12 protein-coding genes are annotated in these 12790 nt (G+C 62.5%); 7 read left to right on the plus strand and 5 right to left on the minus strand.

The genetic code is table 11. From position 1 onward, the window contains the following. Nucleotides 1–78: 78 nt before the first annotated feature. Nucleotides 79–1425, minus strand: coding sequence for a substrate-binding protein (locus tag GGQ68_RS11900; RefSeq protein WP_183966250.1), 1347 nt, complete (start codon nucleotides 1423–1425; stop codon nucleotides 79–81). Between the two features lie 225 nt (nucleotides 1426–1650). On the opposite strand from GGQ68_RS11900, the gene GGQ68_RS11905 reads away from it, so the two are divergent. The 5 genes from GGQ68_RS11905 (at nucleotide 1651) to GGQ68_RS11925 (ending at nucleotide 7742) form a co-directional block, all read left to right on the plus strand. Then, nucleotides 1651–2952 (plus strand): helix-turn-helix domain-containing protein, encoded by a 1302-nt coding sequence (locus tag GGQ68_RS11905; RefSeq protein WP_183966252.1) that lies wholly within the window; start codon nucleotides 1651–1653, stop codon nucleotides 2950–2952. Between the two features lie 161 nt (nucleotides 2953–3113). Then, nucleotides 3114–3482: a response regulator transcription factor gene (locus GGQ68_RS11910; RefSeq protein ID WP_183966253.1), complete on the plus strand. Its 369-nt coding sequence runs from the start codon at nucleotides 3114–3116 to the stop codon at nucleotides 3480–3482. Then, nucleotides 3479–3769, plus strand: a complete 291-nt coding sequence (locus tag GGQ68_RS11915) for a hypothetical protein (RefSeq protein ID WP_183966256.1) — start codon at nucleotides 3479–3481, stop codon at nucleotides 3767–3769. Before GGQ68_RS11910 ends, GGQ68_RS11915 begins: the two co-directional genes overlap by 4 nt. After that, a complete protein-coding gene (locus GGQ68_RS11920; protein ID WP_183966258.1) occupies nucleotides 3766–6444 on the plus strand; it encodes an ATP-binding protein in 2679 nt (892 codons plus the stop codon). The genes GGQ68_RS11915 and GGQ68_RS11920 overlap by 4 nt, the downstream gene beginning before the upstream one ends. 146 nt (nucleotides 6445–6590) lie before the next feature. After that, nucleotides 6591–7742: a FliM/FliN family flagellar motor C-terminal domain-containing protein gene (locus GGQ68_RS11925; protein WP_246429344.1), complete on the plus strand. Its 1152-nt coding sequence runs from the start codon at nucleotides 6591–6593 to the stop codon at nucleotides 7740–7742. Between the two features lie 57 nt (nucleotides 7743–7799). Here GGQ68_RS11925 and GGQ68_RS11930 read toward each other — a convergent pair whose 3' ends face one another. From GGQ68_RS11930 to GGQ68_RS11945, 4 genes are all read right to left on the minus strand, one after another. Then, on the minus strand, nucleotides 7800–8225 hold the full coding sequence (locus GGQ68_RS11930) for a protein tyrosine phosphatase family protein (protein WP_183966260.1): 426 nt from the start codon (nucleotides 8223–8225) through the stop codon (nucleotides 7800–7802). A gap of 9 nt (nucleotides 8226–8234) precedes the next feature. Continuing rightward, entirely contained in the window at nucleotides 8235–8672 is a 438-nt protein-coding gene (locus GGQ68_RS11935; RefSeq protein ID WP_183966262.1) for a DUF6691 family protein, read from the minus strand. Nucleotide 8673: 1 nt separating this feature from the next. After that, nucleotides 8674–9099, minus strand: a complete 426-nt coding sequence (locus tag GGQ68_RS11940) for a YeeE/YedE family protein (RefSeq protein ID WP_183966264.1) — start codon at nucleotides 9097–9099, stop codon at nucleotides 8674–8676. Nucleotides 9100–9181: 82 nt separating this feature from the next. After that, nucleotides 9182–10045 carry an MBL fold metallo-hydrolase gene (locus tag GGQ68_RS11945; protein WP_183966266.1) on the minus strand — a complete coding sequence of 288 codons (864 nt, stop codon included), beginning with the start codon at nucleotides 10043–10045 and terminating at the stop codon, nucleotides 9182–9184. Nucleotides 10046–10420: 375 nt separating this feature from the next. Here GGQ68_RS11945 and GGQ68_RS11950 point away from each other — a divergent pair, with 375 nt between their 5' ends. Then, the gene (locus GGQ68_RS11950; RefSeq protein WP_183966268.1) at nucleotides 10421–10633 is read left to right on the plus strand and encodes a hypothetical protein; all 213 of its coding nucleotides are present in this window, start codon (nucleotides 10421–10423) and stop codon (nucleotides 10631–10633) included. 163 nt (nucleotides 10634–10796) lie between these two features. Next, on the plus strand, nucleotides 10797–12770 hold the full coding sequence (locus GGQ68_RS11955; protein ID WP_183966270.1) for an enoyl-CoA hydratase-related protein: 1974 nt from the start codon (nucleotides 10797–10799) through the stop codon (nucleotides 12768–12770). The last annotated feature ends 20 nt before the right edge of the window (nucleotides 12771–12790 follow it).

The following is a 12790-nucleotide window of genomic DNA, read 5'->3' on the forward strand; positions in this document are numbered from 1 at the left end:
AGAGGTCGTGTCAGGCTGACGAAGTTGACGGTGTGCAAGGTGTTGGCAGGGAGGGGCGCGCCCACCCTGCCGGTTGCCTTACGCGCCCGGGTTGCAGGAGCCGAGCTGGCCGCCTGCGAACATCGGGTTGTCGGGCGAATAGGTCACCTGCGCGGCCGGGGTCACTTCGACGACTTCCAGAAGGTCGAACTCGGAGGTCGGGTTCTCCTTGCCGCGCACGACCAGAACGTCCTTGAAGCACTGGTGATCCTCGGCGCGGTAGAGGGTCGGGCCGTTGCCCATGCCGTCGAATTCAAAGCCTTCGAGAGCTTCGACCACGGCGCAGGGGTTGAACGATCCGGCGCGGGTCACGGCATCCGCATACAGCAGGGTCTGCACATAACAGGTGTGCGCGGCCTGGCTCGGCGGGAAGCCATATTTGGTGCCGAAGGATTTGACGAAAGCCTTGGAGCCTTCGTCCTGAAGCGACCAATGCCAGTTGGTGGAGCCGACGATGCCCTTGATGTTCTCGCCCGCGCCGCGTGCCATGAGACGGGAGAAGAGCGGAACCACGATTTCGAAGTTCTTGCCGTTCACCTGCTTGTTGCGCAGGCCGAACTGCACGGCGTTGGTCAGCGAGTTGACCATGTTTCCGCCGTAGTGGTTCAGAACCAGCACGTCTGCGCCGGAGTCCAGAACCGGGGCGATGTACGACGAGAAGTCCGTCGCCGCCAGCGGGGTCAGCACGTTGTTGACGGTTTCCCAGCCGAGCGCCTCTGTGGCGGCGGCGATGGATTCCTGCTGGGTCCAGCCCCAGGTGTAGTCTGCGGTCAGGTGGTACGCCTTGCGGTCGTTGCCATACAGACCTTCGAGAACCGGTGCCAACGCGGCCGCGGACATGTACCCGTTAAAGAAGTGACGGAAACCGTTTGCCTTCTTGTCCTTGCCGGTGGTGTCGTTGGAGTGTGTCAAACCGGCCATGAAGATCACGCCGGCCTCCTGGCACAGGCCCTGCACGGCAACCGCCACACCCGACGAAGAGCCGCCGGTGATCATGATGGCGCCGTCTTTTTCGATCATCGACTTGGCGGAGGCGCGAGCGGCGTCCGATTTCGTCTGCGTGTCGCCGGTGACATATTCCACCTTGCGGCCCAGTATGCCGGTACCGTCGAGCACTTTCGACGAGAAGGTGCCCATCATGCCGCCATCGCCGCCCCCGTTCAGGTGCTCGACGGCCAGTTCGTAGGCGCGCAATTCGTCGGCGCCCTCGTCAGCGTACGGCCCCGATTGCGGAACGTTGAAACCCAGGGTGACGGTGCTGTCACCCGGTGCGTTGGTGAAGCCGGAATGGCTGGCGGCAGACAGATAGGTGGGCAGCGCGAGGCCTGCACCAGCGACGGCGCCTGTGCGCAGAACGCCACGGCGGGTCAGGTTGGTTATGGACATTAAAATCCTCCCAGAATTTTTTTGAAGAGCGTCCCGCAAGCTCCTCAACGAACGGGACACGTGCACTTTCGTGCAAAGACACTATGGGGCATGGTCGGAAAATTGCGCAACAAGTCGCTTTCAAGTAACAGTTTTTTTGTCAACGATTGAAAAGTAGACCGTGATATACTGTAAAGTCATTTATGTCGCAGTGCAGAAAGTGCTTGATTACGTTGGGGAATGGCAATGCCTAAGGATACGTTAACGGGGTCACGCATCCGGGAGCGACGGATTGCGCAGGGGGTGCGGCAGGCCGAACTGGCGCGGATTGCCGGTATTTCTGCTTCCTACCTCAACCTGATCGAACACAACCGGCGCAGAATCGGCGGCAAGCTGTTGCTCGACATCGCAGAGGCGCTTGGGGTGGAGCCGACGCATCTGACCGAAGGGGCGGGCGCTGCGCTGATCGCCGGGCTGCGCGAAGCGGCGAGCGATCTGCCCGACGCCGGTGCAGAACTGGACAGAACCGATGAGTTTGCCGGACGGTTTCCGGGATGGGCGGCGGCGTTGGTGGCCACACGGGCCAGGGTGGCGCAGTTGGAACGGTCAGTCGAGGTGCTGACGGACCGAATGACGCATGACCCTCAGTTGGCAGCGTCCCTGCACGAGATGCTGTCCACCGTGACGGCGATCCGCTCCGCCGCGTCGATCCTTGCGGAACCGGGGGATATCGACCCGGACTGGCAAAGCCGCTTTCACCGCAACATCTACGAGGATTCGGCACGACTGGCAGAGACGTCGCGCGGATTGGTGACCTACCTTGAGGCCGACAATGAGCAGGCGACGGAAACCGGCACCCCGCAGGAGGAGCTGGATGGCGCGCTGGAGAAGGCGGAGCATCACATCCCTGAGCTGGAGCAGCAGGCCGATGTGGCGCAGGTCATGACGCGCTTGGGTCGTGGTTTGTCCAGCGCCGCGCAAAGTTTGCTTCGAGCTTGGTTGGAGCGGTATGCAGCCGACGCGAAGGCTTTGCCGATGAATGATCTGGCCAAAGCGCTCACCGCCCATGGCACGGATGCCTTGGCGCTGTCCGTGGCGCTGGACCAGCCGCCGACGCGTGTCATGCGCCGTCTCGCCGCTATGCCGGCAGAGGTGCTGGGCGATCCGGTGGGGCTTGCGATCTGTGATGCCTCAGGCGTGCTGTCCTACCGCAAGCCGCTGCCCGATTTCCCGATGCCACGCTTTGGCGCGGCTTGCCCGCTTTGGCCGCTTTATAAGGCGCTGAACAGACCATATGCGGTGCTTTCGGCAGATCTTGTTCAGCTGGGCCGCTCTGGCGCCACTGTCCGGGTGGAGGCGCAAGCCACGCCAGTGGGACCGCCCCAAGCCAATTCCGATCCCCTGTTCGAGGCGCATATGCTGGTGCGCCCGCTGCCGGTCAGCCGCGAACCGGCCAGCCCGTCCGCAGATGTGGGCATCACCTGCCGCATCTGTCCGCGTGTCAAATGCATTGGCCGACGGGAGCCATCCATTCTGTCGGCGCTGTAAGGCTGCGTACACTCTAAGCGACTCTCTGGCGTGCCGTGGCGAAAGAATATTGCTCGACCCGCATTGGCGTTTTGACTCCGCTTTTGAAAAAGGCCTACACTCTGCGAACTTGCGGGGGGAGGAGACCCTGTAAACGGGGACCGCCGGGTGAGGGGCAGCGTATGAGTGGAAAGGTTCTTCTGATCGAAGATGAACCGAACATCATCGAAGCGATCAAGTTTATCCTGTCACGTGAGGGGTGGCAGGTGCACGCGCATTCGAATGGTGAAACAGCGGTGCAGACTGTGCGGGATCGGACACCGGACGTGTTGATCCTGGATGCGATGCTGCCGGGGCGGTCGGGCTATGACATATTGCGCGAGTTGCGCGAGGACATCAGCACACAGTCGCTGCCCATCTTGATGCTGACCGCCCGCGGTCAGACTAAGGATCGTGAAATGGCGGAGCGTGCGGGTGCGAGCCGGTTCATGACGAAGCCCTTTTCCAACTCCGAGGTGCTGGACGCCGTAAAGGCGCTGTCAGGCGCGTGAGCGACCCGGCCCCGCGCGATGATGCGCAACGTCATAGTGCCTATGAGCTGGAAAGGCGCAGTTTTCGCCGCAGACGTATGGTGGATGCCGCCTGCGCACTGCCCCTGCTGGGGCTTTTTCTGTGGTGGGTGCCGTTGCTTTGGCAGACCGGTGAAACCGACATCACGATGGCGGAAGCGCTGATCTACATCTTCGCCGTCTGGCTTGCCCTGCCCATCGCAACAGGTTTGCTGATCTGGGCGATCAGACGTTCCAGCGCACCGGACCGACCCGAGGCGCGACTGTGACTACACTCAACGGGCTTGCGGCGATTTCGCTGACCTATGTGGCGTTGCTGTTCGGAGTTGCGTTTTTCGCGGAACGCGCCGCAGCGCGGGGGCAGGTCAACTGGCTGCGCGCGCCCGTCATATATACCCTTTCACTGTCGATCTATTGCACGGGCTGGACGTTTTACGGCGCGGTGGGCAGTGCCGCCCGATCAGGGGTGGAGTACCTGACCATCTACCTTGGCCCGAGCCTTGTGATGGTGGGATGGTGGTGGATCCTGCGTCGCCTTGTACGGATCGGGCGCAGCCAACGGATCACGTCGGTCGCTGACTTGATCTCGTCTCGTTACGGGAAATCCAACCTGCTGGGCGTCGCGGTCACGATCCTGGCCGTGGTGGGCACGACACCTTATATCGCGCTGCAATTGCAATCCGTGACCCTGTCGGTGGATGTGTTTGCCCATTTTGACGACACGGGCACGCACACGCCGCCCAACACGGCCTTCTGGGTGGCTGCGGGTCTTGCGGTGTTTACCGTGATCTTTGGCACCCGGACGCTGGATTCCAGCGAACGGCATCATGGGGTGGTCATGGCCATCGCCGTGGAAGCGGTGGTGAAGCTGACCGCGCTTCTGGCGGTGGGCAGCTTTGTGGTTTGGGGATTGGCGGGCGGCGTGCCCGAGGTTCTGGAGCGCATCGATGCCTCCCCGATGGGGGAGTGGCAGATCAATGGCGGGCGCTGGGCTGGGCTGATGTTGCTGTCGGCGGCCGCGTTCCTGTGCCTGCCGCGCATGTTTCAGGTGCTGGTGGTCGAGAACGACTCCGATACGCAGCTGCGGACCGCCGCTTGGGCCTTTCCGTTGTATTTGATGCTGATGAGCCTGTTTGTGGTGCCCATCGCTGTGGTGGGCATGGACCTGTTGCCCGAGGGCGCGAATCCCGATCTGTTCGTTCTGACCCTGCCGTTGAGCCAAAATGCCGATGGGTTGGCCTTGCTGGTGTTTCTTGGCGGGTTCTCCTCCGCGACGTCCATGGTGATTGTGGCCGCCATCGCGCTGTCGACCATGGTTTCGAACCACATTGTCATGCCGATCTGGCTGGAACTGCGGCGCGGCACCGCCTCTGTTTCCGGCGATGTGCGGCAGGTGGTGCTGCTGTCGCGGCGGCTGTCGATCGCGGGCGTGCTGCTGTTGGGCTACCTTTACTATGCGCTGTCGGGCGGCGGCGCGGCGCTGGCGACGATTGGCCTGGTGAGCTTTACCGGCGTGGCGCAGGTGCTCCCGGTGATGCTGGGGGGCATTTTCTGGCGGGGCGCGACGCGGGCGGGGGCCTTTGCGGGGCTGACGTTCGGTTTCGTCACATGGCTCTATACCCTGTATATCCCGAGCCTCAGCGGCGGCGTTCTGATCCCTGACAATTGGTTCATCGACGGTCCGCTGGGCCTCGGCTGGCTGCGGCCCGAAGCGCTGTTTGGCATCGCGGGCCTGGATCCGCTGTTGCACGCGGTGTTCTGGTCTCTGACGCTGAACACCATCGCGTTCCTCGCGGTGTCGATGGCGAGCTTTCCGTCCCCGGTGGAGCGTCTGCAAGCCGCACAATTCCTGGCCGTCGATGCGGCCCCCGGCGGTGCGCGGTCGTGGCTGGCCGGAAGTGCCCAGACCGAAGACCTGATGATCATGGCGCAGCGGATCCTTGGCGCGCGGGACGCGCAGGCGGTTTTCGCGCGCGAGGCATCTCGACAGGGCGTCGAAGGTGATCTGCCCGCGCCGACACCGGATTTCCTGCAACGGCTGGAGCGTGAGTTGGCGGGCTCGGTCGGGGCGGCGACGGCACACGCCATGGTGGGGCAGATCACCGGCGGCATGTCTGTGTCGGTGGAGGATCTGATGGCCGTGGCCGACGAATCGGCACAGCTGATGGAGTATTCGGCGCGGCTGGAAACCCAATCGCGTGAAATCAGCCGCACCGCCGCTGAACTGCGCGCGGCGAATGAAAAGCTCACCCGCCTGTCGGTTCAAAAAGATGCGTTCCTCAGCCAGATCAGCCATGAGTTGCGGACGCCGATGACCTCCATCCGGGCCTTTTCCGAGATTTTGCGAGATGCCGATGGGCTGAGCCGGGCCGACCGCAACCGCTACGCCTCAATCATACATGATGAAGCGATTCGCCTTACTCGCCTTTTGGATGACTTGCTGGATCTGTCCGTGCTGGAGAATGGGCAGGTGAACCTGAACCTGTCCGAAGGGCGGCTGACGGATGTTCTTGACCGCGCGGTCGCCGCAGCGCTGGCGGATGAAGGGGGACACATGCGTGTTCACCGACGCCATAAGGACGAGCAGATCCGCTTGTTTACGGATCTGGAACGTTTGAGCCAGGTGTTCATCAATCTGATCGCAAACGCCCGTAAATACTGCGATGCAGCGCAACCTGAGTTGACCATTGCGGCCAATACTCAGGACGGCTGGCTGAAGTTGGACTTCATCGACAACGGTTCTGGCGTCGGTCCAGAGGCGCGCGACCTGATCTTTGAGAAATTCGCCCGCGTGTCGGACCAAAAGGCCGGCGGCGCCGGGTTGGGGCTGGCCATCTGCCGCCAGATCGTTGCGCGGCTTGGGGGCGAGATCAGCTACATTCCCGAATTGGGCGGCGCGGCTTTTCGCGTGAAGTTGCCCATACGGCAGGACTCCACTGCATGATAAAGGGCACTTTTGGGCGGATGCGTTCAGTTTCTTCCAAAATTATGTGCAAGATTTATTTATAAGGCAGATCGTTAAAGCGGTTGGTAACCAAATCCGCGCATAACCGTCCCCGGAGGCAGTTTCTATGACGGGCGTGACATTGCATGGCTGACGGTGCACGAGATGACGTATTGGGCCAGAAGGCACAGGCGGCCCTGCGCGCGTTCGAAGCGCGGGGGATGTCGCCTGCCAAGGCGCTCAGACGTGCATTGTCCAAGACGGCGGATGTCCTTTGGGACCTCGCGCTGGTTACGCAATCCGTCACTGTCGAAAATCTAGATCAGGACGGGGTTGTCGAGTCGCTTTCTCCGTCTGACCTTGTGTTGCTTCTGGATGGGCCGGACGGAGCGATCGGCCTCGCCACGGTTGATCGGCAGGTTCTGACCGGTGTGATCGAGGTGCAGACCATCCAGCAGGTCACCCAGATGCCGATCGAAGAGGATCGGCCTCTGACTCAGACCGATGCCGCGATGATATCGCCGCTGCTCGACGGGGCGTTGATGCGAATGGTCGCGGTTCTGGAAGACAGTCCTTTGACCGAGATGCTGGAAGGGTTCTGCTTCGGCGCCATGCTGGAGGATGCGCGGGCAGCCGGGCTGTTGCTGGATGCGTCCGGCTACAAGGCGTTTCGCGCCGATGTGGATCTGGCGCTCGGGCGCCGCAAGGGGCGGTTGTCTTTCATTTTGCCCGAACGCAAGCCGAAGCGGCACAGCGGTGGTGCCGGGCAGGGGCCTGGTCCGCATGCGGATATCTTCTCTCGTGTGCCGGCGCGCCTGGACGCCGTATTGTCACGTGTGACGTTGCCCTTGTCCAAAGCGCAGGCGCTCAAGCCCGGCGATATGCTTCGGCTGTCGCCAGATGCGCTTGACCGGGTAGAGGTCTACGCGGCCCACGGTCAGCTGGTCGCCAAGGGGCGTATGGGGCAGATGAATGGCAATCGTGCCGTGCGTCTGACGTGGCCGGTGCTCGGACCGATGGCTTTGTCAGGCCCGTCTGAGGCTGGCGACGGCTTCGGCGAAGGCAACGGGAAAGTGAGCGGCGGGTTGCCCGAAATTGCGCCGCAAGAAGAGGACTTCCCCGATCTGCCAGCGCTGGGCGACGACGATGGGGCAGAGGACCTGCCGGAACTGCCTGCGATGGATTTCGAATCCGAGGCAGGGGATTTCGACTTTGGCGATCTTGGCGGCGACTCATCTGTCGAGGACTTCGACATGGACTTCGGCTCTGCGCCGCTTGACATAGATATCAACGACTAGGATGCGCAAAAGCCCGCAACGGCTGCGTCGCGGGCTTTTACTTTGGATCGAAGGCCATCACGCTTGCGCAAGAGCCTCAAGCGTTGGACGCAGACCGGCGATGTCGTAACCGGCCTCGCGGGCCGTTTCGATCACTTGGTCTGGGCCTTGCGACTTGGCATTGCCCAAAGCCCAGATCACGGTGCACCGCGTTCCAGAGGCACAATAGGCCAGAACCGGCCCGCCTGCATTGGCAACGATCTCTTGCTGGCGCAGGATGTTCTCGGCGTTCATGGTCTGGTGGGTCAGGGGCAGCACGTCAAAGCGCAGCCCCTCGGCTTCTATGGCCTGGCGCATCGCCTCGGCCTGAAGCGGGGCGGGGTTTTCTTCGTCCGGGCGGTTGCACAGCACCATGACGAAACCTGCCTCGCGAATGGCCGCCGCATCCTCAGGAGAGATTTGCGGCGACACGCTATAGGTATCGGTGAGTTTTCTCGGGGTCATGGCACTGGCTTATTCCGCTGGAACGGCTCTGTCCAGCCGCGCGCGCAAGGAGGGGGCCACAAGCATCCCGGTCAGCATTGCTGCCAGAAAGACATACAGACCCGGCCCGCCGTAAGACAGCGCGGCGATGGTCGGCCCGGGGCACAGGCCGGCCAGCCCCCAGCCCATTCCGAACAGAACGGAACCGACGACAAGTTTGCGGTCAATTTCGGACGAGGCGGGCGGCGGCAGCGGGGCGCCGGTCAGTGCCGTGACGCGTCGGTTGCGCACCAGCCACGCCAGAGCCATCGGGATCATTGCGCCCCCCATGACAAAGGCCAGCGTCGGGTCCCAGTCGCCGAAAACATCCAGCCAGCCCTGAACTTTCGCGGTGTTTGTCATGCCTGAGAGGAAGAGGCCGGATCCAAATAACCCGCCTGCGATCAATGCGATGATGTGGCGCAGCATATCAGATCACTCCAAGGATATGGCGGAAGATGACGACACCCAGACCGCCTGCAACGATATAGATCCCGGTGGCAACGAAGCCCCGGATCGACAGGCGCGACATGCCGCAGACCCCGTGGCCGGAGGTGCATCCATTGGCAAGCCGCGTGCCCACGCCCACCAGCAGGCCGGCGGCCACCAGCACGAGGTAATCGTCAGTGATGTTGGTTGTCACGCCTTGGAAAAACGGCATGAGCACAGCGGGCATGAGGGCGACGCCCAGCAGGAACAGCGTGCGTTCGAGCGCTGTGGCGCGGCCAGAGCCGTCAACCAGCCCGCCGATGATGCCGCTTGCACCCATGATCTTGCCATTGCCGAGCAGGTAAACCGCACCACCTGTTCCGATCAGCAAGCCGCCGATCAAGCCCCAGATCCAATCCATTGGCATGTTTCAATTTTCCTGATTTTTGCGAAACGCGGTTCGCATTGGGGGAGGCTCGTGCGCCTGTTTTAAAACGGGTACACGTCCGTCACAGTTTGTTCACCGGCACCTTCAGGAACACGTCGCCCTTGTCGTCCGGTTCCGGCATCTGACCTGCGCGCATGTTCACCTGCAGCGAAGGGATGATCAGCCTTGGCATGGCGAGCGTGGCATCGCGGGTGTCGCGCATGGCAACGAAGTCGTCCTTCGAGGCGCCATGGCCAACGTGAATGTTCGCCGCCTTTTGCTCACCGACGGTGGTTTCCCAGGCGTAGACGTCGCGGCCCGGGGCCTTGTAGTCGTGACCAACGAAGATCCGGGTGTCATCCGGCAGGGCGAGGATCTTTTGCACGGAGTCATACAAGGTCTCCGAAGATCCGCCGGGGAAGTCACAGCGCGCCGTGCCAAAGTCCGGCATGAAGAGCGTGTCGCCAACAAAGGCCGCGTCGCCAATGATATAGGTCAGGCAGGCGGGCGTGTGGCCCGGCGTATGCAGCACGTCGACCCGCATCTGGCCGATGTGAACGCTGTCGCCTTCGACGAACAGCTCATCGAATTGAGAGCCGTCGCGCTGAAACTCCGTGCCTTCGTTGAAGACCTTGCCAAAGGTGTCCTGCACGATCTTGATGTTGTCGCCGATGCCGATTTTGCCGCCCACTTGTTGCTGGATGTAGGGCGCGGCGGACAGGTGGTCGGCGTGCACATGGCTTTCAAGCAGCCATTGGCATTCGAAGCCCTTGTCCTTGATGAAGGCGACGATCTGGTCGGCAGACCGCGTGTCCGTGCGGCCGGACGGATAGTCGAAATCCAGAACGCTGTCGATCACGGCGCAGGCGGTCCCGTTCGGATCGCGCACGACATAGGAAATGGTGTTGGTGGCGTCGTCAAAAAAGGCTGTGACTTCAGGTGTCATGGCGATAACTCCTCGTTTCGGTCATTCATATATACAAAACAGAATATGTTTCAAGTCTTGGGGTGTCGTTGACGTGCGTCAAGGTGCGATTTGTTCGGTCCTGTGTTGATTGTGGACACATGGAGAGGCCGCACCCCATGCCATAGCATTCGGGAAAACAAAACGTCTCGGCAGATCGCCCTACTTTGACGGCAGAGTGACGGGCCCGGAGCGATGCTGGCCTTGGCTGCCCCTCCAGTTTGGACGACGTGCAGATCGAGCGCGACAGTGAGGCCGTGCTGGCACGGGTGAGCCATTTTGGAGCGCTAACGCTTATCGGCCAGCGGGTTCGACGTGAAGTTTCTCGCGTACCGACGAAAACGAGGAGCATGCGATATGACCGAGGCCTTGAATGAACGGCTCGCGGCTTTGAACTTGGAACTGCGCGACGCCCAAGGGGCGCAGCGGATCGAAGCGCTGGACCATCTGGCGCAGACGGTGCGCCAGCTTGATATGAAACGTGCGCCGGTGCCAGCTTGGGCGCGACACAGGCTTTCTGCTGCGGAAGAAGACCTTGTCGAAGACCGTTTCGACAATATGCCGATCTGAAAAACGTGGCCCGGAAGCCAGATATTCGGGTTAAATCAGCATAATAGCTGGCAAAAAAATTGCCTCCCTGTCTGGTTGGGATACTACTGACCTATAAAATGGCGCAAAACTGCGTCACTCGGGCATAAAGGGTGCGTCAGCTTAGGCGGTGCGCGATAGGCATATGGAAGAAGGTCTCCATTATTCGGTGCATGAGGGTGTGGCCATCCTCAGCGTTGATAATCCGCCGGTGAATGCGCTGTCTCATGCGGTGCGGGTCAGTCTGGTGGAGGCTCTTGCGCGGGCCGAGGCGGATGAGCAGGTGCAGACCATTGTGCTGATGGGAACGGGGCCGACGTTTCCCGCGGGTGCAAATCTGACAGAATACGAAAGCGGGCTGCGTGCGCCTTTCCTTCGGGATGTATGCGCCAAGGTCGAAGACTGCCCTAAACCCGTGGTCGCGGCGCTGCATGGCACGGTTTACGGGGGGGGTCTGGAACTGGCTTTGGCGGCGCACTACCGGCTGGCGCTGGACGGCGCGCGGGCCAGTCTGCCTGAGGTGCGCATGGGGCTGACGCCCTCTGCCGGGGCGACGCAGCGCCTGCCGCGCCTGGCTGGGACGGCGCTGGCCTTGGACATGATGATCTCGGGGGCGACCTGGCCCATGACGCGCGGACCGGGGCTGGCGTTGGTGGATGAGACCTGTACGGGCGATCTGCGGGCTGGTGCGCTGACGTATGCCCAAAGGCTGCAGGCGACCGGGCACGGGCCGCGGCGTACCCGCGATCTGCGCGACGGCTTCGCCGATTATCGCGCCCACGGCAACGCCATTGCCACGCGCCGTGCGAAACTGACCGACGAGGAGAGCGCAGCGGCGCAGGTCCTGCATCTGGTCGAGGCCGCGCCGCTTCTGCCTTTCGAGACCGGCATCGCGATGGAGGAGGACGCCTTTGTGCTGTGCCTTGCCTCTGACGCGGCGCGGGCATTGCGCCATGCCTTTACCGCCGAACGGCTTGCCCGCCGCTTTGCCTTGCCCAAGGGGACGGTGCAGCCGGCGGTCAATCGGATCGCTGTTCTGGGGCAGGGGACACTGGCGATGCAGATCGCGGTGTCTGCGTTGAACGCCGGGATCGGCGTGAACTGGGGGGCGCGGTCGCCGGACATGCTGCAAGACGGGGTCGAGCAATTGCGCGACGTCCTTGCTGCCGGGGTGAAGGGCGGCGGTCTGTCACCAGAGCAAAGCCAGGCGCGGTTGAAGCTGCTGCATTGGGGCGACGCTGCCGAGATGATGGGCGGCACAGACGTGATTATTGACGCAGCGCGTGACCCATTCGATATGCCGGCACCGCGCGGTGTTGTGCGCGCCTCTGCCACATCGGCGCAGGTGGACGAGCTTGGCCTGCGCTTTGCGCCACCGGTGTTTTCCACGCGGTTGGTCGAGATCGTTCAGGGCCCGAGCGGTACGGACGAGCAGGTGGCCTATGGATTGGCGCTGGCGGAACGGATGCACAAGGTGCCTGTGCATGTACGCTCCGCCGGGGAGAGTGTCGCCGGAACGCTTGCGGCGGCGATGCATCGCGCAGCGGATGCGCTGCTGGACCTTGGCGCGGACCCCTATGAGGTCGATACCGCCGTTGAGGCCTGGGGCTGGACGCGGGCGCCGTTCCGTTCTCGCGATATGAGCGGGCTTGAGGAATGGGCCAGGGCGCCTCGCGCAGAAGGGGCGGAGAACTGGTCTGCGTTGCTGGTGGAGATCGATCGCTTTGGCTGGGTCTCAGGGCAGGGGTTCTATGACTGGACCGATGACGGCGCGCAGCCTGCCGGTGGCATGAGACGCTTGTTGAACGGCCAGCGCAGGGCGCAGAAGATCGCGCCGGAGACCCTGGTCATGCTGCTGGTGGGGGCCATGGCCAACGCCGGCGCGCGCATGGTCAGCGAGGGGATGGTACATAAAGCGTCGGATATTGACGCGGTGGCGATCCTGGCGCTGGATTTCCCGCGGGTGAGAGGCGGGCCGATGATGGCCGCGGGTCAATGGGGCATGTTGAAGGTGATGAAGCTGCTTGAGCGGCTGGACCACCCGGATCATGAGTTCTGGAGGCCTGACCCATCCTGGGCAGAGCGGATCAAATACGGTCGGACGTTCTTGAGCAAGTAGACCAGGAACGCCGACCTGAC

It is taken from the genome of Sagittula marina (assembly GCF_014196795.1).
In the GTDB taxonomy this organism is placed as follows: domain Bacteria; phylum Pseudomonadota; class Alphaproteobacteria; order Rhodobacterales; family Rhodobacteraceae; genus Sagittula; species Sagittula marina.

Bases quoted from the DNA above. Each gene is read 5' to 3' on its own strand.
- GGQ68_RS11900 (WP_183966250.1), bottom strand. From the start codon at position 1,425: ATGTCCATAACCAACCTGACCCGCCGTGGCGTTCTGCGCACAGGCGCC.
- GGQ68_RS11905 (WP_183966252.1), top strand. From the start codon at position 1,651: ATGCCTAAGGATACGTTAACGGGGTCACGCATCCGGGAGCGACGGATT.
- GGQ68_RS11910 (WP_183966253.1), top strand. From the start codon at position 3,114: ATGAGTGGAAAGGTTCTTCTGATCGAAGATGAACCGAACATCATCGAA.
- GGQ68_RS11925 (WP_246429344.1), top strand. From the start codon at position 6,591: ATGGCTGACGGTGCACGAGATGACGTATTGGGCCAGAAGGCACAGGCG.
- GGQ68_RS11930 (WP_183966260.1), bottom strand. From the start codon at position 8,225: ATGACCCCGAGAAAACTCACCGATACCTATAGCGTGTCGCCGCAAATC.
- GGQ68_RS11935 (WP_183966262.1), bottom strand. From the start codon at position 8,672: ATGCTGCGCCACATCATCGCATTGATCGCAGGCGGGTTATTTGGATCC.
- GGQ68_RS11940 (WP_183966264.1), bottom strand. From the start codon at position 9,099: ATGCCAATGGATTGGATCTGGGGCTTGATCGGCGGCTTGCTGATCGGA.
- GGQ68_RS11945 (WP_183966266.1), bottom strand. From the start codon at position 10,045: ATGACACCTGAAGTCACAGCCTTTTTTGACGACGCCACCAACACCATT.
- GGQ68_RS11950 (WP_183966268.1), top strand. From the start codon at position 10,421: ATGACCGAGGCCTTGAATGAACGGCTCGCGGCTTTGAACTTGGAACTG.
- GGQ68_RS11955 (WP_183966270.1), top strand. From the start codon at position 10,797: ATGGAAGAAGGTCTCCATTATTCGGTGCATGAGGGTGTGGCCATCCTC.